Here is a 24,262-nt window from a genome sequence, read left to right on the forward strand (position 1 = left end):
GCATGAGCAAAGCGTTAGCAGTCCCATTACTGTATTGGCTTGTTATATGCGTGTCTAAATTTACTATAAAGAAAGTTCCATTTTAAAATAAGCAACTTCTGATTTATAAAAACGATCGCCATCTGCTTGCATGCCAAAACGTTGATAGAACCCTAAAGCTGACTCTCTAGCATCACACCAGAAAGTTTCTACGCCAGTATCTTTAAGCGAGCTAAGAATATACTCCAGTACTTTCGAACCTATCCCTTGACCCTGATATTCAGGATTAGTCGCAAATTTACGCAGTCGAGCTTTACCCAACTTTAAATATACCGAAGCAACACAAACGAGTTCATTATTAATATAAGCACCAAAATGCAGTGCTTCTTGATCACCTTCAACATGACAAAATTGAGGTGGCTTGGTAGGCCATAATACACGTTGTCGAAGTGAGATCGTTTGCTCCCAAGAAATATTACGAATTTCCATCAGACTTTAAACAACTCCCTTAGTAAAAAGTAGGCGAACAGTGAGCAAGCTAAGTTTGCAAGTTGCTCTATTTGTATCAAATTTCTCGATTTTTTTCTATCTAAGAAATCGACTATAAGTAATAAATATGCCCTAAAGATAAAAGCATCGAACATATAAAAATATGTGAGGAAAATAAACTAAACCAACAAATCCGCCAATACTAACTGGCTAATCTCTTTGTTAGTTTGAGCTAAATATAGCTCAGCAGTGGCAATGGCATCGTTCAAGGCATTGTGCCCAGCATATGGGGGTAAATCAAAGGCTTGGCGCTGTGCCGCGAGCCTGAGTTGTGACGGGTCGTAACCGACATCTCGGTTATCTAACTTTCGCTTAGCAATTAGCATGGTATCAATCCACATAAATGGTGGTTGAACACCATATAGTAATTGGCAGGCTTCAGCTAAAAATTGCACCTCAATATGATGGTAATGAACCAGTGCTACTCTGCCTGCAAAATATGAAAGCAAGTGCTCCACTACTGTTTGTAATGGCTCGCCTTGTTCGCGTTGATCGTCAGTAATTTGATGAATAGCAACATTGTCAGCTTTAAGCTTAGCTTGAGTGTTGATTACTTGATGATATGAAGTTGCCAGCTTAATACTTCGGTGATCAAGTTGGCAAAAACCAACACTCAGTAATTTATCGCCTTTGGCGTCCAACCCTGTGGTTTCAAAATCTAATGCCAGTAAAGGGATTTCATTTATTGGCGTGTCTAAGTTTGGTAAAGGTGCAGATAAATACTCGATCAGACAGCTTTTATCTACGTGATGCGGGTGCTGATTTTGTTGAATTGATTGTGCTTGAATGCTCGACAATAGCTTTTGTTTCTCTCGCTCTACACCTTTGAACTTGTGTTTTAAGTGGTTAAAAAAAGACATTAGGAATAGCTAGTTTGTCGTGCATCTTGTAGCGTTTTAATTACTTTAAATGCATCTTTTAAATGCTCTCGCTCTAAACGAGAAATAGAGGTAATGGGTAATTCATTATTAGGCGCTTGCTGGCTCTTAATCCGGCTTGCCTGATGATTCATGCGAAGTAACGATAAAAACGCCAACGCGTCAGTTAAGCTATTCGCAGAAGCTTTAGTAAGCGACCTTGTACCCGCAACTTGTGTTAAACGCTCTAAGGTATTTACCGAATTTATGCCCTCTGCTAACGCGTAAATACGGGCAAGATCGACAATAAGCGCTATGCCATTTTCTTTAATATTTAGTATTTTTTCATTCTCACCGTTCTTACTTAGTACAAAATCTCGGAAGAAACCTAATGGCGGCCTATTGAGCAGCGCATTTTTAGAAAGATGCGCCAAAAACAGCGTGTTGCCTTTGGTTTTCGCGAGCATTTTAGTGCGCACCTCGTTCAACAAAGATTCATCACCGTGAACTGTCGTTAAATCGAAAAAAACACTGGCATTGAGCAGCGCTTGCGGGCTTGGGGTATCTATCCAAGTGGCAAAATACTGATGCCACATTTTCTGGGGCTGTCGCCACTGCTTATTGGTAGCCATAATATCGCCTGGGCAATAGATAAACCCACACTCCGCCAAACCATCACTAACAAATTTGGCTAACTCAGCAAACCATGTGTCATCTTCTGGTTTCATTGAGTCGCTAATAATTAATGCGTTGTCTTGATCTGAGTGGGCAAATTGCTCCTGTCTTGCTTGCGAGCCTGCTGCTAGCCACGCATAAGGTACCGGTGCTTGCCCAAGTTTATCCTCTGCAAGTTCGATCAGCCGAATAGTAAAGGCGCTAGTAATGGCGCTGATACTTTTACCGACATGATCGGCAGTAGTACCAATTTTTGCCATACGCATTTGTAGTTTAGGCAACATACCACTGATATCTTTAAGCGCCGCTATATCTGAAGCTTTGCGAATCAAGTGGGTAATATTTACCGCATTTTGACTTTCGTGATTCATCAAATCCGTGATAGTTACCATGGCATGTAACTGCCCATGTTTCAAAACTGGTAAGTGATGAATGCGTTTGGCTGTCATCAACATTAGCGCATCATAGGCACGAGCATCACTGGCAATTGACAGCATATTGGCCGTCATAATGTCACTTACTGGGCTATCGAAACTTAACCCTTTTGCGACGCAGCGACGTCTAATGTCTTTATCGGTAATAATGCCTACAGGCTCTGTTTTTTGTGGCTTGTCTACCACCACTAAACTTGAATGACCTAACTCTGTCATTTGCTGTGCAGCTTGTTGAATACTGGCAGCTTGCTCAATAGTAGCAACAGGCGAATGGTAAAACTGACTAATATCAGTATTCATTAATGAAGAGGCTAAAACCGCTTCTTCGTTTACCTTACTCACCTTTTGTTGCAAACGTTGTTCGGCACTTTGTTCGAAGAAATTGCTTACAACATCACTTTTCGTGATCGCGACAAGTTCGAGGTAATTAATTGCATAAAGTAGGGTATCTTCGCCTGTTTCAACACTTATAGGTTCATCTTGGTAGGCAGAGCAAAAAACGGTACATATGTCACCTTCTCCATATTTTCCTATCAAGCCGCCGTGCTGATTGTGATATACCAATACGCCCTTTCTCACAATATAAATAAAATTATCGTGCATGTCGGGGGGGAGCTTAGTACCAACATTGAGATAACAAATTTCGATGGCACGTGTTAGCTGAATTACCCGTTCTTGGGGCAGGTGATCAAAAGGCGGGATACTTCCAATAAAACTAATAATATCAGCGAGTTCGTTGTCCATAGATATCTCTCAATCTGTGTGTCTATGCTGACTGTAGAAGACTTTGCCATTTTAGGTCAAGCATAAAACCGCCCCTCTAGACTAAAGTGTAATACCTTGAACAGAATTTACTTGCTAGTGTGGTAATTAGTTAGAGTTTCCTATGTGGCAAAACCAAAAAAGTACAAGCCACACTGTACAAGAACAGCGTACAAAACAGGCGACCTAATTAGGGGCTAGCCCGATAAACAACAGGTAAACATTAAGCGCTATTAAAAGCGCATGAGTGAGCTAAAGGCTCAATGCTAGGAGAATATAATGGAAGACAAGCTGAATTATTGGCAAGAAAATCTTCGCCTTATTATGATCTGTCTTGCTATCTGGTTCGTGGTGTCATTTGGTTTCGGGCTATTACTCGTAGAACCGTTAAATGAAATACGTCTAGGTGGGTACAAACTAGGTTTCTGGTTTGCACAACAAGGCTCTATTTATACGTTCGTTGCTTTAATTTTCTGGTACGGCAAGAAAATGAACGACTTAGACAAAAAATATAATGTGGAGGACGAATAATGGATGAGTTAAAACTCTATACCTATATCGCCGTTGGCGGTACCTTCGGATTATATTTCTTTTTAGCTTGGTGGGCGCGCGCTGGCTCAACAAGTGAATTCTACGCTGCAGGTGGTGGTATTACGCCATTGCAAAACGGTATGGCCATCGGTGCCGACTGGATGAGTGCAGCTTCTTTCCTTTCTATGGCGGGTTTAATTGCCTTTTTAGGATACGGCGGCTCGGTTTTCCTTATGGGTTGGACAGGCGGTTACGTATTACTTGCCATGTGTTTAGCGCCATACATGCGTAAGCACGGTAAATTTACTGTGCCTGAGTTTATTGGTGACCGATTCTATTCAAGAACGGCTCGTATTATTGCCGTGGTATGTTTAATTATTGCGTCAGTCACTTACATCATCGGTCAAATGAAAGGTGTTGGTGTTGCATTCTCTCGCTTCTTAGAAGTTGAATATGACACAGGTTTGTACTGGGGTATGGCCGTTGTATTTTTCTATGCAACCTTAGGTGGCATGAAAGGTATTACTTACACGCAAATCGCTCAATACGTGGTATTAATTACCGCTTACACAATTCCAGCAATTTTCATCTCACTACAATTAACAGGTAACCCAATTCCACAATTAGGTTTAGGTTCTACCTTAGCTGATGGTAGCGGCGTTTATCTACTAGATAAATTAGATATGGTAGTAACAGACTTAGGCTTTAAGGAATACACAACATCCACCCTCGGCGGCGTCGAAATGTTTGCCTATACCATGTCATTAATGATTGGTACAGCTGGTTTACCACACGTAATTATGCGTTTCTTTACTGTACCTTCAGTAAAAGCTGCTCGTCAGTCTGCTGGGTATGCATTAGTGTTTATTGCGTTACTTTACACAGTAGCTCCGGCAGTTGGCGCTATGGCTCGCTTTAACTTGATGAACACCATTGAACCTGTTGCTGGTCAAAACCTTGAATATGCTGAGCGTCCTCAATGGTTTAAAGATTGGGAAAACACAGGCTTATTGAAGTTTGAAGATAAAAATGGCGACGGCAAAGTACAATACACTGCAGATGCTGAAACCAATGAAATGGTAAAAGTTGACCGCGATATCATGGTATTAGCGAACCCTTCAATTGCTAACTTACCTAACTGGGTAATCGCATTAGTGGCAGCAGGTGGTTTAGCCGCAGCATTATCAACGGCGGCCGGTTTATTACTAGCAATTTCATCCGCTGTTTCCCATGACTTAATGAAAGGGGTATTAATGCCAGACATGTCGGAGAAAAATGAATTGCTCGCCAGTAGGGTGGTTATGACATTGTCGATATTAATGGCAGGTTACTTAGGCTTGAACCCACCAGACTTTGCCGCAGGAACCGTTGCGTTGGCCTTTGGTTTAGCAGCATCGAGTATCTTCCCTGTGTTAATGATGGGTATCTTCTCTAAGAAGATGAATAGCAAGGCGGCTATCTGGGGGATGTGTTCTGGTATTGGTGTAACCATGTTATACGTATTCCAACACAAAGGTATTATGTTTATCCCTGGTACATCGTTCTTAGGCGGTATGGAAGCAAACTGGTTCCTAGGTATTTCACCAAACGCCTTCGGTGCAGTGGGTGCATTAGTTAACTTCGGTGTCGCGTTCATCGTACTGAAATTAACAGAACCAGCACCACAAGAAATTCAAGATTTGGTTACAAACTTCCGTACACCTCACGGTGAAATTGCGGCAGCACATGACCACTAATTGAGTCTCGTAAACGGGTGAATCTAAAGGCTCTAATAGTATCTATTAGAGCCTTTATTATCCTAAAACTTATTAAAACTCTAACCATATTAAAGAAATAGGACGCTTATGAATCGCCATACAAAACTCGCTTTCTTCCTTGCCCCTTTCCTTATTTTGGGTGGCTACATACTGTCTGATTTCTATATCGAAGATCAGGCTAACGAAATGCGTTTATTTGAGCTTTCGCCATATGGCCATTGCGATGTCATGCGTGAAAAGTGCGTGTTAAGATCGGGCGATTTTGAAATTAATGTTAGCCATAAAAATGGCATTTCTACGGTAAACTCTACCTTCCCTCTCGATACTGCCACGCTATTCTTAGTGGACAAGCAAAACAACCCGACAGCCTATCGATTAGGTATGAAAGATAGCCCGTATTATTGGCACCGAGAAACACCTCTCGCTGAATTTTTATCAACGAAAGGCGATAAATACAAACTACGTTTTATCGGTGAAATAAAGGGTGGGAAATATATTGCTGAGTTTTATAGCCAGACAGTTAATTAACCTAAGCTGCCCTTACTGCGCTCCCTTTAATTGCGCGATAATAGACGCTTTTACATAGGGTTCGTAATCGCCCACTAAATCTAAGCAAATATTCTCTGTACAAAACGACGAGAAGAAAAAAGGTTTATCCCCCATACTGTTATCTTCAATGTCAAACAGGGTATATCCATTGAAGTGTGTTTTGCTGATTTTTACCTTGTCGCCGTTTTTAGCAAAATCAGCCTCTATATCAGAATTATTCAAACGAAAGTCCATATAGTAGCTACCATTTTTCGCATTTTTACATGAGTAACCCACAGAGAATTTTTCAGGGTTTAATTCTAACCGCATTAACTTTACTTGCACTTCACAGCTAGCAGGTAACACTAACTTAAATGGCTGAATATTAACTGCCACACCAGCTTGTGCTGTTAATTGATTACTACCATAGTTTTGAGCATTAACATTCGTTGCCGTAACCATAGTTACGACAAAAGGTAAAATAGATAAAAGAAGTGTTTTCATTGCATCGTCCTTTTTACAGTATTTTCAAAAAAGTGTTTTTAGTAATTGATACGCTTTAGCGCTTGCTCAACACTAATGAAGTCAGCAATAAAAAGTCCTTAATTAGATCTAAAAACTTCTAATTAAGATGTAATATTTTGAAAAATATGGAATTTAAAGATTCAAGCTTTCTGTTAGTGTGACAAAGTCTGGGTGTTCGGCTAACCCGACAAAGGCAGGCTCAACCGCCAAATGTCTCACCGTAAAATCTCCTTCTTCCACTAACGCTTGCAATAAAGCAATCGCTTTTTCCTTGTCGCCAGCCCATGCATACAATTTCGCTTTGTCATAGCGAGTAAAAGAAGAAACCGATTCTAAAACAAAGCCCAGCGCTTGCTGTTGTCCATCGGCATTTAGTTTTTCAACAAACCCCTCACTCAGCTCTTGCCTTTCAAGCGCGACTAATAACTTAGGCATATGTTCGCCTAATGCTTTCTCATTGCCGCTTGCTAGCGCTAGCCAAACATACAAATCCTGAGCACGCTTTACAGGTAACAAAGCCGCTTTTTTGGCAAGCTCTTTCTCAGCACCTACATAGTCTCCGCGGTAATAAAAGACTTCAAAGGCTCGCACTTTATTGTATGCCAGAGGACTAACCGCCACCATATGTTTGGCAATTTCTTCAGCCTGATCAAACTGTGTGGTCATCAATAGATAATCTACGTACCACTCTAACAAGAGTAAATCTTGATTATTTCGTTGAAAGGCTCGCTGAAAATATTGCCCAGCTAGTTGGTAATTCATCTCTAGATATTGATAGCTGAGCGCCGACACAAGTTGTACATAGGCAGGGTATTCGTCGATTTGGCGCGCTTTCGCAGCTAACATGCTTGCTTTTTCAATTATCTGGTTCGCTTGTTCGCGATGTTGATACGCTCGTAGAAAATAGTTGTGAGACAAGTGTGCATACGCTAATGCGTAATTAGGGTGTAACTTGATTGCTTTTTCAAAAGCGGCAATGGCCAGATCACTATCGCCCTGATAATGATAATACTGTCCGCGTAAGAAGCTATCATAAGCGGCGACAGGGATCGGGTCGCTTTTTTCTCTAACGAGTTTAGAGCTGCCGTTGGAGACATCTTGCAACGTGTTCGCAATCGTGGCAGAGAAAACGTTTTGACTGACAAATAAATCATGCAGTTTGAATTGCTTTGCTTCACTCCAAAGTTGAACATTATTTTCAGTGCTAATCAGTTGTGCCGATAGTTGGACTTGATCGCCCTCTAATTGCACACTCCCCTTTAAAACTAAATCAACATTAAGTTCTTGAGCGATATCTGCAATTGATTTCTCAGACGCTTTCAATTGCATGCTAGATGCATGAGAAACTACGTGTAAATTGGCAAACTGAGCTAGGCGATTAATTAGAGTTTGTGTAACACCTTCGGCAATATATTCTCGTTCTTTATCTACTGCATAATAGTCAAACGGTAACACTGCTATTCGTTGAGGCACAATCGTTTCGGAAGCGACAAGTTCACCACTACTTTCACTATCGAACGTTACCCAAAAAACGATTAAAAAAGCGAAGAATAATGCAAGCACAACATACCAATTAACGGCAAAAGGTTGATGTTTCGGGGGCACTGCTTCAATCGGTGCTATCAGCTGATAACCTTTTCTTGGCACGGTTTTAATATAAGTAGGTGCTCTAGCATCATCACCTAACGCCTTACGCAAACTACTAATCGCTACATTAAGAACATCGTCAGCGACAATTTGATTTTGCCAAAGCTCATCAAGTAATTCATTGCGCGATACTACTCGATCTCGGTTTGCAAACAAAAACAACAGTAGCTGCATCAATTTAATATCTAAATGTTGATATTGTTGCTGACTTTTTAAGCGCAAGTTTTCAACATCAACCTGCCATTTCCCTATTAAAACTGCTTCTTCTTTTGTCATCGCAATGGTAAATAATATCTTAATGAGCCAACACTTTAGCAATAAAAGTAGAGCCCTGCATTATGGGATCTAAGCCCATGGGTTTAACAACTTATAATAATTGTTAAATTATTGTTTACTAATTATACAATTGAAACTAACCTTTTTAGGAGGTACACACATAATAATCATTCATGTACTGAACATACACGTAGATAAGGACAATCGTATGCAAAAGAAATTAGGGATAATTTGTTTGTTTTTGGCTGCTTGTAGCCAAGCTACCCCCCCAAAAAAATCAACAGATAATCAGAAAGGTAAAGCGCATAAAGTAGCTAATTCGCAGTATTGTAACTTTCCACAACAAGCGCCAAATGCAGGCTCAAGTCAAAGTCAATTTGACGACTATAGTTGGCATATGTTTTTAGCGCTTAATTGGGTCGCAAGCACAGCTGAACGAGGTAAAGCTAATTGCAATCAGGATTTAGCTAGCAGCGGTCCTAGGGTGTGGCAATCATGGAAAACAACCGAGCAAGTTTTTCTGCCAAACGCTCAAAATCCAGGAAACTGGAATAGCGGATGGGCACCAAATGCGCAAATAAAGATAGCAGCTAATAGTAAACTTGCTCTTCAAGCACAACAAGCGCTAGCGGCCGACCCCGAAGAATCTACTATTCTTCAACCGGTAGGTGGCTGGCTTATAGACCAACGAAAAAACCCAACTTACTACCAAATCGCCTCTAACGAAATATCATATGACTACATTGTTACCAATGGCCTTTACAATGCCGATACGGTGAAATCTTTTGGACAAATGAGTTTCCCTTGGCAATCTGCTGAAATCAAAGCAAGTTGGCGAATTTTAGAGCCTGAAGATGACAGTAGCCGATACCTGACAATGGCTGCCCAAGTAGAACAATTTGATGATAATGGCCGTCCACTTGGTACCTATAAGGCAGCAACACTTGGTCTAGTTGGCTTACACATTATCAATAAAGCTCAAAACTTTCCGCAATGGGTTTGGGCGACATTTGAACAAATCGATAATGTCGATCCAAACGCTCCATTTGCATCTTACTATGATGATAAAGCCTCTAACCCCAACCAATCACCATGCGCAAACCACGGCTTGCCTTGTACTCCAAAACCAAACTCAACGTTTAAAACACCTGATCCCCTCACGCGGTTAACCCCTATATCTACGAGTACCGCCCAGATCAATACCAAATTTCAATCGAAGTTTAGCAGTGAGTTTCCTAAATATTATCAGTTAGTAACGACTCAGCGCGCCAATGATCCTAACAACCCTGGCAACCCATTGGGCACACCAACACCTAACATATCTGCAAATACCACCATGGAAAGCTATATCCAAACGACGAGCAGCTGCATGGCGTGCCATCAAATAGCAAGTGGCATTGGTACAAATGCTCGTTCAGACTATTCATACCTATTTTTACACGCTCAATCGCCGAAAAAGCACGCATCGAACAAAAACCAAACAACAGCAACTAGTGATACTGAGTAAGGAAACGCAAAATGAGTATTTTAAATGGACCACGAATAAATTTTTGGGGTGGCATTCAAACCAACGTTTGTGTCGCGAACAATTCTGACAGTGTCACGACAATAGCAAATGGAGAAACTAGCGACTTAATCGACGTGGCACGAGCAGAAGTAGGAAAAGGCGGTAAAAACCTAACAGATGACCAAATTATCGCGCTAATGAAGTCGCCATCAAAAACTTCAAGTCGCCCTGAATATTACACGGGTGGCGGTTGGAATTATTATGGAGACCATCAAGTAACCTTTGACAAAACAGTTGTCTCTAGTAGCGGCGCTCCTGGTGCAGTAACCACCAACGCAGATATCGTTGAACAACCTATCTATTTACTAGGTTCTGTTGATCCAGTAAGTGGCGCAGGCCCTTACATGAGCTCTGTTATGGTAGATCTTGATCCAACCGCTTCTATTTCTACGCAAATATTTATTGGCGGTATTATGATTGGCTCGCCCAGCAACCCAAAACTACACATAGTTCAAGATGTGGTTGCCTTTAGTCGTTCGGTATTTTCACTGAGCAAAGAATCAAGTGGTGGTTCTGAAGAAGTAAATCAAAACTTAATTATGCGACAGTATTACCGCGATCCCGACGGTCCAGGATCGGCGTGGGCAAGTGGCACATTTCAAGTTACCTTTAGTAAAGATAGCGTCATTGCAGCAGATCGCTCCGATCCGTCAATCGCTGCGCTGCTAGATGCTGATAATATGGATGGTATTACGTTACGTTTTCAAATGTTTGAAATGTTTCCTATGCTAACCACAGATGAGTTAGTTGCAGCATACAAAGATAACCAAAACCCTTCAAACCCCAGTGTTGGCCGCGTAGTTGGCACGTTAGCGCCTCACTTTCCTGGTGAACCTGAAACAGATGCTACTGGCAGAGAATTAGTCATGGCGACGACTGGCTTAGTTGGGTATTTTGACGTCGATTATGATAATCAAATGATGTCGTTAGACGCACTGCAACTTTATCCTAAGGCTTATTTTAGAGAAGACCGTAAGCAGTTTAATTCTGATTACCCTATTGAAGCTAACGTAGATTATGGTGTTAACACGTTATCTGCTGGCAGCGCCTCGATTACATTTGACGCGAGACCTAGTGATTACTATTTGTATGGCGGTATTCTCGATATTCCGCTAGGTGTAAATACGGACGAGGTTTCATCCAACTTGGTAACCATCACAGGAGAAAACTCGGTAACCCTCCCAGCTCAAGGCAATCAACTGACAATTCCACCACTGTTGCCAAATAACGAAACACAATTTTCTGCAAAGGAAAACTTAATACGAATTTTTGGTGATGCAAGAAATATCTACATTGATAACCACAATGGTAGCTACAACGTAGACTTACAAATAGCGGTGCTTGGCAAACCCACTCCGCTATTTGATGAACCTGGAGGAAACATTGAGTTATCTGTTACGCCGACACAAACTGGCTCGCTTCCCGATGGAGAATTCCTAAACTTTCCAGAAACGGTAGTTGTCGCTCAACAAGCTTCGTCATTTAGCTTTACAATAAAAGACAACGGTGACGCGTCCAAGTTTGGCTTTACGACGCTACTATTAACGAGTAGTCAAGGCGGATCATATTTTTTGAATGTTCGTAAATACCCTAAAACAGATTTTGGCATACCTGCAGGGTCAACGATTAACTGGTCACAAGCATACGAGTATGCGTTGCGATATTATTACGTCACCTTTCCAGCCATGAATATGCGTATCCCGTTGAATGACGAAGGCACTATCAGAGCGACTTCGCAAGCAATAGAAACGCGGATAAATGACACGTATTTAGCAACAACTCTTTATATGCCAATCACACGCTCCATGACCCCAAGCCAAAAAGAATTGCTTCGTCACTTTTTTAACGGTGAACCTTGGCAGCCGCTTAAAGGAGCATTGAAAGAATAGCAATTTTTCACATTCAGATAAGCCAGTTTGCTGGTTTATCTGAATAATTTTTTCAAGAAAAGCAAACACTACTGACACTATGCTGTCAGTAGCCCCACTTTATGATGTTCTCCACGTTGCAAGGCAACGAATAAAAACCGCTATCAATCGATAGCAATAATATGATTAAGGAGAATTAAGATGACAAACGTAGTTGAACTAGTACACTTTACCCTAGAAAAAGGCGTGACCAAAGAAGACTTTCTAACAACTAACCCTGAAATGATGGCTTTCCTTTCCGAGCAAGAAGGCATGCTATATCGTTCATTGTGCCAGCAAGAAGATGGCAGTTTTATTGATATCGTTTATTGGGAAGATATGGATAAAGCAAAAGCCGGACAAAAAGCTTTTTATGAGTCAGCCATTTGCAAAACATTCGGACAATACATTGACGCTAACTCAGTAAAATTAGAACACGTTAATGTATTAACAAGCAGTTGCACTGAATCTGAAAATAACAGCTAACCACTAACAGTGACTACGGCATAAACGCTAGGATTAAAACATGCGAAAAGCAGAGCGATTATTTCAAATAATTACTTTATTACGAGGTCGTCGCCTTGCTTTTACTGCAAAACAGCTCGCTGAAGCATTGGAAGTTTCCGAACGCACGGTTTATCGCGATGTACAAGCCTTAATATTGTCGGGGGTTCCTATTGAAGGGGAAGCTGGCATAGGCTATCGCTTAGATAAATCGTTTGAATTGCCCCCACTGATGTTTACCGAAGAAGAACTACTCGCCTTAATGCTAGGTTCTAAAATGGTGCACGGTTGGGGCGATTCCATGTTATCGAAAAGCGCTGTATCCGCCTTAGAAAAAATTACGTCTGTTTTGCCTGAACGAGTAAAGGCAAAAAGTAACGATGAAGTATTGCTGGTACCCGATTATTTTCGCGATGAATTCATTGCCAACCGAGCGTATCAAGTACGTAATGCCATCGAAACGAAGCGCCAAATTAAGATCGGTTACTCGGATGCTAACGACGATATTACCGATAGAGACCTGGAACCATTAGGATTAGTGTATTGGGGTGGTAAATGGACGCTAGTAGCTTTTTGCTTATTGCGCCAAGATTATAGACAATTTCGCTTAGATCGCATCTCTGAATTTGCTACCACGGATATTCACTTTGAAGTCACTGACGAAAAGTCACTGAAACACTATTTAAGTCGGTATGAATAAAGCCATGTGGCGATAAACTGCAATTAAATTATTTCAATGTGCTCTACTTGTTAGGTGAATTTGGATTAACGCTGATTTGAGTGTCGCATAAGTGCCAGAAGCGGAAGTTTAAGCTAGTTTCCTATCGCATTGCCAAATGTTTCGGAAACTTTTTAATTGTCCCGTTCCTTTTTACTTTTTATTTTACTAATTCAATGCGCAATATGCAGGGCTGATCGATTTTCTCTCCACCAAGCCTGTAAGGAAGTGAATCCCATTTAGGAAAATTAATAAAGTCAATTTTCACAACTCTGTTCTTTAACTCTTTATTTTCTGTTATAAATCCTTTCCAACAGCCCTTCTTAGGAACTGCTCGGTTAGGACTAATTCTAATTATTTTATCCTTCCCTATTTGAAAGATATCAAGTTTACTTTTCTCGTCTTCCTCAGTTGTTAAAAAACTTACCTCACCTTGCATAGTTTCGTGTTGGCCTGAATTAAACAATTTTTTTAAGGCATTTAATTCTCCGTTACCAAGTTCATTTAAAAAGTATCCGCCTATAAAAATTACTGCCCAAATAGCACTTACTGGAGCCAGATTACGAAGCTTGTCAGAAGTATTTGGTTTTTTAAATCTTGAAAAGAGCGTAAGGGAAATAAATAGAAGAACCATTCCTCCTACAAGAAGAAAGCTCCATGAGCTTTCTTCTTGGCTTAATATGTCATAAATCATAATTTACCTCGTCAGCCAATATAACCTTCTTCCAGCTGATTCTCCTTCTATGACTGCTTTACCGAGTCCAAGGGGACAGACCCCGATTAATTAGCTTCTCGCCGAGAAATCAACAGCTCATATCCGCCTATCGAAAGAAGCCTAAATCCTCCCACAACATTAATCAAAACTATGAGCAGTTAAAATAAACCCAAACTACTGCCTTTCTAATATAACTGCGCCATCACCTTGTTTTGCAAGTTCATCTTCTGGGTTGTACATAGGGCAGCTTTTCATCGACAAACAGCCGCAGCCGATACAGCCAGTGATTAAGCCATTAAGCCTTTCTAGGTAAGCAATGCGCTTTTCAAGTAGAGTACGCCAGCCTTTTGCTAACATATCCCAGTCGTCAGTGGTTGGGGTGCGATTATTAGGTAAACTGGCAAAGGCTTGTTTAACTTCTTCTAAACTAATGCCCATTTTTTGCGCCGCTTTTATCACCGCGATACGTCTTAATACTTCCGGTTTGTAGCGCCTTTGGTTGCCACTGTTACGCCAGCTTCGAATCAAGCCTTTATCCTCGTAAAAGTGCAAAGTAGAAACCTTCACTCCGGCACGTTTAGCAACTTGTCCAACACTTAACTTGGCATCTTCAATCGTTTTCGACATAGCGTCTTTTGACCTTGAGTAACATCAAAAATAAGTTTTTTTAGTTTAGGTAAAAAAGTGCTTTACCTCAATATAGGTTGAGGTTTTAAGCTGTTTTTATTTTTGATTCGCGAGAGAGTAAAACATGGAAAAAGTAATAGAAATAGTGCGTTTTCATTTAGACAAAGATGCGTCGGTTGAAGAGTTTATGGCTTCCGGTCCTGACATGAACCAGTTTTTATCAAACCAAGAAGGCATGATTCACCGCTCCTTGTGCCAGCAGGAAGACGGAAGTTTTATTGATATTGTTCACTGGAATAATTTAGCCAGTGCGCAAAAAGCACAACAAGCTTTTTATGAAACTCAACTTTGTAAAACCATTGGTTTGTCTATCGATGTCGATTCAATTGAAATGGAATATATTCCGCTATTAACTAGCACTGCGTGTCATCACGCTCAGGTCATTCAATAACGAGTTTTTCATTCCATTTTAAACACAGTTTTCTTCCAAACCTGCGCTTATCCTCACTATCGAGCGCAGGTTTTTTTTATGCTTTTTTTATGTTTTTTTATCTACGACTTTCTTTGGCTATCTTATTATCCACAACGCCTAAAACGCTAACTTTCTAATATTTTCCTAATAAATACATAGAGATAAAAATTAATTTAGATAAATTGAAAAAAACTCTTTACCTCAAGTGAACTTGAGGTTTTATAGTTTTCACATACTAACAAAAAGGAGAGTTAACCATGAACAATCAATCAACAAACACTGAAAATAACCAAGACTTAAGTGACTTTTTTGCCAAGTATTTAGCTTTGTTTAATCAAGCCATGACCATGAAATAGGACGGCTTATACAGATTAACCCAAATTCATAAAAGGAGAATATTATGTACTTAGAACATCTTAATTTAGTAGTAAAAGACTTAGACGAAACATTAGCGTTTTATCAAGCTGCCTTTCCACATTGGCAGGTTCGCGGTGGCGGCGATAGCAACTGGTATGGCATCCCAAGAAAATGGGTTCATTTTGGTGATGATAAGCACTATTTAACCTTTAACGATAGCGGGCAAGATAAAATCCGGGATTTACAAAGTAACCAACTTGGCTTATCCCATTTTGCTTTCGTGATTAACGACTTAGACGGCTTAGCTACAAGAATGCACAATGCTGGTTTTACGCCTAGCCAAACAGGAAGCGACGCCAAGTTTAGAAACAATCTCTATTTTATCGACCCAAATGGTTTCGAAGTAGAATTTGTGCAATACCTAAGCGACATTCCTCATGAGAGAAACATGTATGAAGACTAGCGCTTGCGGTTGTCGATTATCTATACCTACAAAGGCGTAGGTTATTGGGGAAGTATCTTTTGCCAATAGCCTACATCTACCCACTCACTAAACTTAAACCCTACCTGCTCAAAATGCGCCACTTTTTTCATACCAAAGCCTTCATGTAGTTTTACGCTGGCTTCATTGGGTAATGAAATGCCCGCAATAACCGTATGAATTGACGTTTCACTCAGTAACGCAAACATTTCCGTATACAAACGAGATGCCCACCCTTGTCGTTCAGAATGAGGGGCAATGTAAACACTTACTTCGACTGAATACTGATAAGCAGGTCGCTCTTTCCAAGGAGAGGCATAGCAATATCCAAGAATTTTTCCATGCTCTTCAACCACCAACCAAGGCAAGCCATGTTCGATAATATTGGCATATTTAAGCAGCAACTTTTGTGGGGGACTCGGCTTAGTATCAAAAGTGGCAATAGACGTAGCGACATAGTAGTTATATATCTCGCTAATCGCGGTCATATCTTCTTTTTTTGCTTTGCGGATCATGGCGACCATCCCTGAATTATCCTGAGTTTATTAACTATAGCGCAATACCATCAATATTAGACAAAAATCTAATTGATTTTACTATCGAATTTTGAAACCGTATGACCTAGGTTAAGCAAAAAAGCGCGTCACATTCTATGTTTCCAAATTGGCAACTCACTCTAATAAGCGTTGGTTATATTGGCATACTTTTCCTTATCGCTTATTTGGGAGATAAATACCGCCATCGTATCGCCAAGAAAGGGCAAAGTATCATCTATGCTTTGTCCTTGGGCGTGTATTGTACGTCGTGGAGTTTTTTGGGGACCACAGGCCAAGCTGCCAGTAACTTTCTTTCTCATCTGCCCATTTATTTGGGGCCAATGATCCTGTTCATATTTTTCTGGCCCTTTATCACGCGAATAATTCGCACGAGCTTGCGCCTTAATTTAACGTCTATTGCTGATTTGCTGGCCGCTCGATACGGTAAATCACATAGTCTTGCGGTGGTGGTTACCATTGTGGCCTTAGTTGGCACCATGCCATACATAGCGCTGCAACTAAAAGCCATTGTCTATTCATTTCAGCAGTTACAATCTATGCATGTGGTTAGCACTTGGGGCTTTGGCCTTATCGTCAGTATTGCTCTTGCGGTGTTTACTATTATGTTTGGCATTCGCAATATCGACGTAACAGAAAGACACCCAGGGGTGGTATTAGCCATTGCCTTTGAAAGTTTAGTGAAGCTTATCGCTTTCTTGGCAGTCGGTTTATTTGTTTGTTTTGTGCTGTTTGATTCGCCACAACAAATTTGGCAACAATCTGACGCCAACATCACCCTTTATGAGAACTTTACGACGCCAAGTTTGCTTTCAATGCTAGCGATGTTGATTATTGTGATGGCGGCATTCTTAGCGTTACCACGCCAATTTCAAGTGATGGTTGTTGAGCTACAAGATGAAAAAGATGCCAAACTTAGTCGCCGCATATTTCCTTTATACCTTTTAGTATTTGCGCTGTTTGCTGTGCCTTTAGGATTAGCAGGCCACTTGTTATTGGGCGATACTGTACCAGCCGACACCTACGTACTCTTTTTACCTTGGGTAGAACAACAAACTTGGCTAACACTCATTGCCTTTTTAGGGGCGATCTCGGCGGCAAGTTCGATGGTTATCATCTCAGCTATCGCCTTAAGCACAATGCTTAGTAATGAAATTGTCTTCCCTTGGCTATTTAAATCATCAAACAAGGCACAAACAGACTATGCGGGATTCCGCCATAGTTTACTAAATATACGTAAGATACTGGTGTTATTTGTAATTTTGTTGGGCTATAGCGTATTTTTATTAGCCTCTCCAGATACTTTAGCCTCATTAGGGGAAGTAGCATTTGGTGCTTTTGCCCAATTAACGCCAGCATTAGTAGCAGCTTTTTACTGGCGAAAAGCCAGCTTAACGGGCGTATATGCCGGTATACTGGTAGGCTTTTCCTTGTGGTTAGTTTTAAACTTCTTACCGCAATTTTCTGCTTACAATCAGCCATTTATTGATGGCTACTTACCATCTACCAGTACAGTAAACTTGCTTAGTTTAGCCATCAACATTTTTGTTCTATGGACTGTATCCTTAATTAGTCGTCAAAGTGTGCAAGAGCGTGTGCAGGCATCACTTTTTGCTGAGCAAGAATCAAAAGCCTCTTTTAAACAAACAAAACGCTCTCGAAAAATCCAAGTGCGTGAGCTTGAATTACTAGTATCGCGTTTTATCGGCGCAAACAAGGCGAAAGATAGCTTCAACTCATTTACTAACAACAATGAATTTGAACAAATTTCTGTTGAGGAACACAACCAACAACTCTTGCTTCACACCGAAAATACCTTAACCAGTGTCATGGGCAGCTCTTCTGCTCAACTAGTGCTGTCTTCCGCCCTCGATGGCAAAGATATCGCATTTGATCAGCTCGCAGTATTAGTAGAAGACGCGTCGAATCAACGCCAACAAGATATCGAAAACCTATTACAAAGCGCGATTGAAAACGCCAGTGAAGGTATATCCATTGTCGATAAAGACCTAAACCTCGTGGCGTGGAACAACAAATACGTCGATATATTTCGCTACCCCGAACGTATTCTCTACAAAGGCGCACCTATTGAAAGCTTAATCCGCTACAACATCGATAGAGGGCTTATTGGTGACGGAGATATTGAACAGCAAGTGCAAAAGCGCATTGACTACCTGAGAAAAGGTAGCCCTCACAGTTCAGAACGAGTGCATCAAGACGGGCGTGTAATTCGCATAGAGGGCAACCCATTACCTGATGGCGGCTTTGTCATGGTTTTTTCGGATATCACCGCGTATCGTCAAGCAGAGCAAGTATTAAAAGCCGAAAACGTCGATTTAGAAGCCATCATTCGAGAGCGGACGCAAAAACTAGCGCAAACTAACGATGCTTTGGCCTTAGCTCGTGAAAAGGCAGAGCAAGCGCATATCAAGAAAAGTCAGTATTTAAAAGCGTGTAGTCATGACCTGATGCAACCATTAGAAGCGGCACGTCTGTTTACCTCGGCGCTATCGAGTCAAAATAATTTAACGGCTGATCAACAACGACAAGTGGCGAACATCGATCACTCATTGAAAGTTGCTAACGACTTACTATCTGATTTAGGCGAAATTGCCCGCATAGAAAGTGGTAATTTACGTGCACAACAAAGTGAATTCCCGCTTCAAGCACTCTTTAATGAACTTGCCAATGAATTTTCAGAAATGGCCAAAGAACGCGGCGTCGATTTTCGCGTTGTCGATACCCATGTGTGGGTAAAATCTGATCGCCATATGCTCCACAGGATCTTGCAAAACCTAGTTGGCAATGCGTTTCGTTACGCAAGCCCAGGGATTGTTCTGCTGGGTGCAAGAAGCAAAAAGGACACTATTCAAATACAAGTGTTAGACAATGGTCCGGGTATTCCACAAGAAAAGCAGGATTTTGTCTTTGAACAGTTTACCCAATTGAGTGCTCCTCAATCGTCTAATAGCGGCCGAGGGTTAGGCCTTGGTTTAAGTATTACTCAAAGCCTAAGCCAAATACTCGCGCATCCATTACACCTTGAATCTGAACCTAACAGAGGTTGTAAATTTTCCATTGAGTTACCTCGTGTTGCGCCACATCAAAACCAAGCGATTGCTGCAGCGCCTAAAGCAATTGGTTTTCACGATATTACCGTGATGTGCATAGATAACGACCCTGATGTATTACATGGCATGATCGAGCTGCTAACGGCGTGGCACTGTAATGTCATCGCAGCTGATTCATACAAAGAAGCGTTGGTCATGTTTGAACAACATCAAGCTGATATTGAGATTTTGTTAGTGGATTATCAGCTGGAAGATAATCTAAACGGGCTAGATTTAATCGCCAACTTACGCGAGCAAAGCAACCGCTACTTGCCTGCTATTTTGATCACCGCCACAACTGACGAGAATATGGAACAAAAAACCGATGATGCCGATGTCGGTTATTTGCGAAAGCTTGTTAAACCTGCTGCGCTGCGAGCCATGATGAGCGCACTTTTAGCCCAAAAACTTCAAGCTAACTATTCATTAGATGATTAGTGACATGAACACAAAAAAGGCGAAGTCATTACTTCGCCTTTTTATATTGTTTTACTCTTGTTCCTTTCAAGCGATTTGCAACTCTGCCAAATCTAACTGACTAATCGCGATAACCGCTTGCGTGCGGTTACGAACGTTCAGTTTTCTAAAAATCGCCGTAGCGTGCGCTTTTATTGTCGCCTCTGACACATTTAAATCATAAGCGATTTGCTTGTTTAACATACCTTGGGCAAACATCATCAATATTCGATATTGCTGCTGGGTTAAACTTGCGACACGTTCGCCAATATCACCGTCACTTTCTGATGGAGTTGTGCTTGGTGTGTAGCTTGAAGGCAACCAAACTTCGCCGCCTAGAACATGCTGAATAGCACTAAAGATTTCTTTTACCGGTGTCGATTTAGGCACAAAACCAGACGCGCCATACTCCATCGCTTTACCGATAGTTTCATTGTCTTCATGCGCTGATACCACTACCACAGGAATCTGTGGATAATGATTTCTCACATGGATTAAAGTATTAAAGCCGTGAGCTCCCGGTATATGAAGGTCCAGTAACAACAAGTCTGCCTCAGGACATTGATGTAACTGTTGCTCTAGCGCTTCTATGGTTTCCGCTTCTCGCCAATCAGTGTGCGTTAATTGAACTTTCAGCGTATCTAGCAACGCTTGCCTAAATAACGGGTGATCATCAGCTATTATAATTTGTTGTGGCTGGATCATAATCAGGTTTCCTAAACTTTCCCCAATTTAAGTATACGCCCTAAAATAATAAATGGAGATTAGACTAAGGTCTAATCTCCATTTATTTGATCCATTCGAGCTTTTATTTTTCAGGTATTGCCGCCAATACACCAACAAGTAGCTGCCAATACATATCTACAGTAGCGATTTCTACCTTTTCATCTGGCGAGTGTGGGAATTTGATCGTAGGACCAAAAGAGACCATATCCCAGTTTGGGTAAGCTGTTTTAAATAGTCCGCACTCTAAACCGGCATGAATCACCATGATTTCAGGAATCTTGCCAAACAGTGACTGGTAAGTATCACGGACGGTTTGCATTAGTTTCGAATCTGGATCTGGTTTCCAACCAGGGTAAGCACCACTAAACGTGACATTTGCGCCTGCTAATGAAAACGCCGCCAACACAGAAGATTCAGTCTCTTTACGACCATCGTCGTGCAAGCTTCGGATCAAAGTAAGTGCTTCAAACTTATTTCCTTTAGTACGCATAACACCTAAGTTCAAAGACGTTTCAACCACGCCTTCGATATCGTCACTCATGCGAATAACACCGTTTGGACATGCCTGCAAACCGCTTAGCACATTTGTTTGACTGTCTTTAGACCAACACATTTCGAATGTTTCTGCTGGAATACATTCCATAACAATGTCAGTTTCGATAGCATGTAAGTTAGCGCGAACTTGTGCTAAATAATCAGAAAAATCTTGTTTAAACGCTTCTACTTTATCAGCAGCAATCACAAGGCAAGCACTTGCATCACGCGGAATAGCATTGCGTAAACTGCCACCATTAAGCTCTGTTAGGTTGAAAGCATATTGTTGGTTTGCTTCAAAAAGAAAACGAATCAATAGCTTATTCGCGTTTGCACGGCCGGTATGGATATCAACGCCAGAGTGACCGCCTTTAAGCCCAGAAACCGTTAAAAATAGCGATTGGTAATCAGCTGGTACTTCTTCTAACTCAAGTGCAAACTTTGCGCTGCCGTCAATACCGCCAGCACAACCCATATACACTTCGCCTTCTTGCTCTGAATCCGTGTTAATCAGCAACTCACCTTCAAACCAATCAGGTTTAAGGCCAAAAGCGCCTGTCATGCCCGCTTCTTCATCGATAGTCAGCAATACTTCTAACGGCCCATGAGCCACATCATCACTCGCTAAAACCGCTAACGCAGACGCCATGCCAATACCATTATCTGCACCTAAAGTTGTACCATTGGCTGTCACCCACTTTCCATCAACATAAGCTTCAATTGGGTCCTTAGTAAAGTCATGGTCTTTGTCATTATTCTTTTGCGGCACCATGTCTAAATGTGCTTGTAATACAACGCCTTTGCGGTTTTCCATGCCTTTTGTTGCTGGCTTTCTAATCAGTAGATTACCGACATCGTCTTCATCAACATATAAGCCTAATTCTTTCGCCCACGCTTGTACCCACTCAGATAACTGTTGTTCGTGTTTAGAGGGGTGCGGAATTGAACAAATTTGTCCAAATAATTGCCATAATGGTTGTGGTGTAAGTTGATTTAATTGAGACATGAGAAACTCTGTGAAATGGTTAATTTAACAATGACCTAATGGCCTTTAGAAATGGGTTTAACGAGCTCAGCATCTCTAGAGAGGAATGAAAGAGCCCGTATATTTAGCTAAATAGCGTTACTTACTCGCCATTAAAAATTGCCATTGCTCGTTGAACGCGTCACTTGGCTTTTTCTCAAAACCAGAGCGCACATATTGGCTAATTTTTCCTTCAGCAAAGGCAACAAGAATATTGGCAAGCGCTTGCTCGTTGATTTCAAAGCCCTTACCTTCTCGCAATTTACGCTCTCTAAGTACTTGCTTAAATTGCGACTCTAACTTTTCAAAGAACTGATTAACACGCGCACGTAATCGTTCATTTTCACCCATTAACGCGTCACCTGAAAGAATACGACACATACCGGGATTGCGCTCTGCAAATACCAATAAAACGTGAAGAATATGGTGGCAACGCACTAATGCTTCTTTGTGATCAGTGAGAATGAGGTTAACGCGAGAAAAAATAGACTCTTCAATAAACTCAATTAATCCTTCAAACATTCGTGCTTTTGAAGGGAAGTGGCGATAAAGCGCCGCTTCTGAAACACCTACTTGTTCAGCTAATTTAGCGGTAGTTATGCGCTGACCAGGGCTTGATTGCAGCATTAATGCTAAACATTCAAGAATTTGTTGCTTACGATTAGGTTTTCCATTTGCAGACATATATGACTTTCTCTGATTATTGTTTTATTGAAATAGACAACGAATGGGCAATGATTGTAACGTTATTCACCACGACTTTCATCATATTGCGACGAGATAATATCAATGAGCTTTTTCGCAACCTCAGACTTACTCGCTAAGCTAATTGGCATAGCCTTTGTCGCGGAAAAAACAGTTAACGCATTCTCGTCACTATTAAAGCCTTGACCCGGTTTAGCCACATCATTTGCGGCAATGAGATCTAAGCCTTTTCGCGCTAGTTTTGCTTTGGCATATTGCTCAACGTCTTGCGTTTCAGCAGCAAAGCCAACAGTAAATGGCTTATTGGCCATACGCGCAACATCGGCAACGATATCGGGGTTTTTAACCAAAGTGATGGTCATTTCATCTTCACCCGATTGTTTCTTCATTTTCTGCTCGGCAACTGTTGCAGGCCTAAAATCGGCAACCGCAGCACAAGCGACAAATACCGTTGCCTCTTCAGCTTTTGTTAAAGCCTGTCGGTGCATATTTTCGGCACTATCCACATCGATGCGTGCACAACCCTGCGGTGTCGGCAGTGATACTGGGCCAGAAACAATAGTGACATCAGCCCCCATAAGTGACGCCTGCTCAGCAATAGCGTAGCCCATTTTTCCTGAGCTATGATTAGAAATATAGCGAACAGGATCGATAGCTTCACGTGTAGGTCCAGCGGTAATTACCCACTTTTGCCCTTTTAGTGAAGAAGATAATGGATGAGATTCTTGAACACTGCCGCTAAAAAACTCTGTCGTTAAGGTAACCAGATCGTCTACATCTAACATGCGCCCTAAGCCCACATCTCCACACGCCTGTTCACCTGCACCAGGTCCCCAGATATGCATACCAAAAGATTTTAGTATGCCGAGATTGGCTTGCGTTGGCTTTGCGTGCCACATTTGTTGGTTCATTGCAGGTGCGACTGCAATCGGAGCAGCCGTGGCTAAAGCGATAGTGGATAACAGATCATTGGCCATACCGTGGGCAAGTTTTACCATGGTATTAGCACTTGCCGGAGCGATTAACAAAAGGTCAGCCCACTTTGCTAATTCGATATGCCCCATGGCTAGCTCTGCGTCTCGATCTAATAAATCATCCGATACACTATTGCCAGAAACCGCTTGTAAACTTAACGGTGTAACAAACGCTTGAGCGCCAGATGTCATCACCACACGAATATTGGCACCCTGATCTTTTAAACGTCGAACAAGCTCAGGTGTTTTATATGCGGCGATCCCGCCTGTAACACCCAGCACAATATTTTTACCGACAAGTTTTGGCATAA

General features: G+C 41.4%; 22 protein-coding genes. 10 read left to right on the plus strand and 12 right to left on the minus strand.

The genetic code is table 11. From position 1 onward, the window contains the following. Positions 1 to 63: 63 nt before the first annotated feature. The 3 genes from ACOB80_RS09840 to ACOB80_RS09850 form a co-directional block, all read right to left on the minus strand. Positions 64 to 468 carry a GNAT family N-acetyltransferase gene (locus ACOB80_RS09840; RefSeq protein WP_473165649.1) on the minus strand — a complete coding sequence of 135 codons (405 nt, stop codon included), beginning with the start codon at positions 466 to 468 and terminating at the stop codon, positions 64 to 66. Positions 469 to 647: 179 nt separating this feature from the next. Continuing rightward, positions 648 to 1,388 (minus strand): exonuclease domain-containing protein, encoded by a 741-nt coding sequence (locus tag ACOB80_RS09845; protein WP_473165650.1) that lies wholly within the window; start codon positions 1,386 to 1,388, stop codon positions 648 to 650. Next, positions 1,388 to 3,238, minus strand: coding sequence for a DUF294 nucleotidyltransferase-like domain-containing protein (locus ACOB80_RS09850; RefSeq protein ID WP_473165651.1), 1,851 nt, complete (start codon positions 3,236 to 3,238; stop codon positions 1,388 to 1,390). Before ACOB80_RS09850 ends, ACOB80_RS09845 begins: the two co-directional genes overlap by 1 nt. A gap of 297 nt (positions 3,239 to 3,535) precedes the next feature. On the opposite strand from ACOB80_RS09850, the gene ACOB80_RS09855 reads away from it, so the two are divergent. The 3 genes from ACOB80_RS09855 (at position 3,536) to ACOB80_RS09865 (ending at position 6,072) form a co-directional block, all read left to right on the plus strand. Then, positions 3,536 to 3,787, plus strand: coding sequence for a DUF4212 domain-containing protein (locus tag ACOB80_RS09855; protein ID WP_473165652.1), 252 nt, complete (start codon positions 3,536 to 3,538; stop codon positions 3,785 to 3,787). Next, the gene (locus ACOB80_RS09860; RefSeq protein WP_473165653.1) at positions 3,787 to 5,523 is read left to right on the plus strand and encodes a sodium:solute symporter family protein; all 1,737 of its coding nucleotides are present in this window, start codon (positions 3,787 to 3,789) and stop codon (positions 5,521 to 5,523) included. The genes ACOB80_RS09855 and ACOB80_RS09860 overlap by 1 nt, the downstream gene beginning before the upstream one ends. Positions 5,524 to 5,631: 108 nt before the next feature. Further along, complete coding sequence (locus ACOB80_RS09865) at positions 5,632 to 6,072, plus strand: hypothetical protein (RefSeq protein WP_473165654.1); 441 nt, start codon at positions 5,632 to 5,634, stop codon at positions 6,070 to 6,072. A gap of 12 nt (positions 6,073 to 6,084) precedes the next feature. On the opposite strand, the gene ACOB80_RS09870 is transcribed toward ACOB80_RS09865, so the two are convergent. Together ACOB80_RS09870 and ACOB80_RS09875 are read right to left on the minus strand one after the other, a co-directional pair. Then, entirely contained in the window at positions 6,085 to 6,576 is a 492-nt protein-coding gene (locus ACOB80_RS09870; RefSeq protein ID WP_473165655.1) for a hypothetical protein, read from the minus strand. 153 nt (positions 6,577 to 6,729) lie between these two features. Continuing rightward, positions 6,730 to 8,520, minus strand: coding sequence for a winged helix-turn-helix domain-containing protein (locus ACOB80_RS09875; protein WP_473165656.1), 1,791 nt, complete (start codon positions 8,518 to 8,520; stop codon positions 6,730 to 6,732). Positions 8,521 to 8,728: 208 nt separating this feature from the next. Between ACOB80_RS09875 and ACOB80_RS09880 the strand changes: the two genes are divergently transcribed. From ACOB80_RS09880 to ACOB80_RS09895, 4 genes are all read left to right on the plus strand, one after another. Further along, positions 8,729 to 10,027 carry a hypothetical protein gene (locus ACOB80_RS09880; RefSeq protein ID WP_473165657.1) on the plus strand — a complete coding sequence of 433 codons (1,299 nt, stop codon included), beginning with the start codon at positions 8,729 to 8,731 and terminating at the stop codon, positions 10,025 to 10,027. 11 nt (positions 10,028 to 10,038) lie between these two features. After that, positions 10,039 to 11,976, plus strand: coding sequence for a hypothetical protein (locus ACOB80_RS09885; RefSeq protein ID WP_473165658.1), 1,938 nt, complete (start codon positions 10,039 to 10,041; stop codon positions 11,974 to 11,976). Positions 11,977 to 12,156: 180 nt separating this feature from the next. After that, positions 12,157 to 12,480 carry a hypothetical protein gene (locus tag ACOB80_RS09890; RefSeq protein ID WP_473165659.1) on the plus strand — a complete coding sequence of 108 codons (324 nt, stop codon included), beginning with the start codon at positions 12,157 to 12,159 and terminating at the stop codon, positions 12,478 to 12,480. Positions 12,481 to 12,520: 40 nt separating this feature from the next. Continuing rightward, on the plus strand, positions 12,521 to 13,198 hold the full coding sequence (locus ACOB80_RS09895; protein ID WP_473165660.1) for a helix-turn-helix transcriptional regulator: 678 nt from the start codon (positions 12,521 to 12,523) through the stop codon (positions 13,196 to 13,198). Between the two features lie 178 nt (positions 13,199 to 13,376). On the opposite strand, the gene ACOB80_RS09900 is transcribed toward ACOB80_RS09895, so the two are convergent. Next, a complete protein-coding gene (locus tag ACOB80_RS09900) occupies positions 13,377 to 13,910 on the minus strand; it encodes a hypothetical protein (protein WP_473165661.1) in 534 nt (177 codons plus the stop codon). A 195-nt stretch (positions 13,911 to 14,105) separates the two neighbouring features. Next, entirely contained in the window at positions 14,106 to 14,558 is a 453-nt protein-coding gene (soxR, locus tag ACOB80_RS09905; protein WP_473165662.1) for a redox-sensitive transcriptional activator SoxR, read from the minus strand. Positions 14,559 to 14,682: 124 nt separating this feature from the next. Between soxR and ACOB80_RS09910 the strand changes: the two genes are divergently transcribed. Further along, complete coding sequence (locus ACOB80_RS09910) at positions 14,683 to 15,009, plus strand: hypothetical protein (RefSeq protein WP_473165663.1); 327 nt, start codon at positions 14,683 to 14,685, stop codon at positions 15,007 to 15,009. A gap of 418 nt (positions 15,010 to 15,427) precedes the next feature. Then, entirely contained in the window at positions 15,428 to 15,850 is a 423-nt protein-coding gene (locus tag ACOB80_RS09915) for a VOC family protein (RefSeq protein WP_473165874.1), read from the plus strand. Positions 15,851 to 15,891: 41 nt separating this feature from the next. On the opposite strand, the gene ACOB80_RS09920 is transcribed toward ACOB80_RS09915, so the two are convergent. Further along, the gene (locus ACOB80_RS09920; protein ID WP_473165664.1) at positions 15,892 to 16,383 is read right to left on the minus strand and encodes a GNAT family N-acetyltransferase; all 492 of its coding nucleotides are present in this window, start codon (positions 16,381 to 16,383) and stop codon (positions 15,892 to 15,894) included. Between the two features lie 137 nt (positions 16,384 to 16,520). On the opposite strand from ACOB80_RS09920, the gene ACOB80_RS09925 reads away from it, so the two are divergent. Beyond that, positions 16,521 to 19,970, plus strand: a complete 3,450-nt coding sequence (locus tag ACOB80_RS09925; RefSeq protein ID WP_473165665.1) for a hybrid sensor histidine kinase/response regulator — start codon at positions 16,521 to 16,523, stop codon at positions 19,968 to 19,970. Positions 19,971 to 20,036: 66 nt separating this feature from the next. On the opposite strand, the gene ACOB80_RS09930 is transcribed toward ACOB80_RS09925, so the two are convergent. The 4 genes from ACOB80_RS09930 to coaBC form a co-directional block, all read right to left on the minus strand. Then, a complete protein-coding gene (locus ACOB80_RS09930; protein ID WP_473165875.1) occupies positions 20,037 to 20,696 on the minus strand; it encodes a response regulator in 660 nt (219 codons plus the stop codon). 100 nt (positions 20,697 to 20,796) lie between these two features. Continuing rightward, entirely contained in the window at positions 20,797 to 22,254 is a 1,458-nt protein-coding gene (locus ACOB80_RS09935; RefSeq protein WP_473165666.1) for an aminoacyl-histidine dipeptidase, read from the minus strand. 117 nt (positions 22,255 to 22,371) lie between these two features. Then, complete coding sequence (gene slmA / locus ACOB80_RS09940; protein ID WP_473165667.1) at positions 22,372 to 22,956, minus strand: nucleoid occlusion factor SlmA; 585 nt, start codon at positions 22,954 to 22,956, stop codon at positions 22,372 to 22,374. A gap of 62 nt (positions 22,957 to 23,018) precedes the next feature. Continuing rightward, positions 23,019 to 24,260 (minus strand): bifunctional phosphopantothenoylcysteine decarboxylase/phosphopantothenate--cysteine ligase CoaBC, encoded by a 1,242-nt coding sequence (gene coaBC / locus ACOB80_RS09945; RefSeq protein WP_473165668.1) that lies wholly within the window; start codon positions 24,258 to 24,260, stop codon positions 23,019 to 23,021. Positions 24,261 to 24,262: the final 2 nt, after the last annotated feature.

The organism is Thalassotalea coralli, from assembly GCF_055786205.1.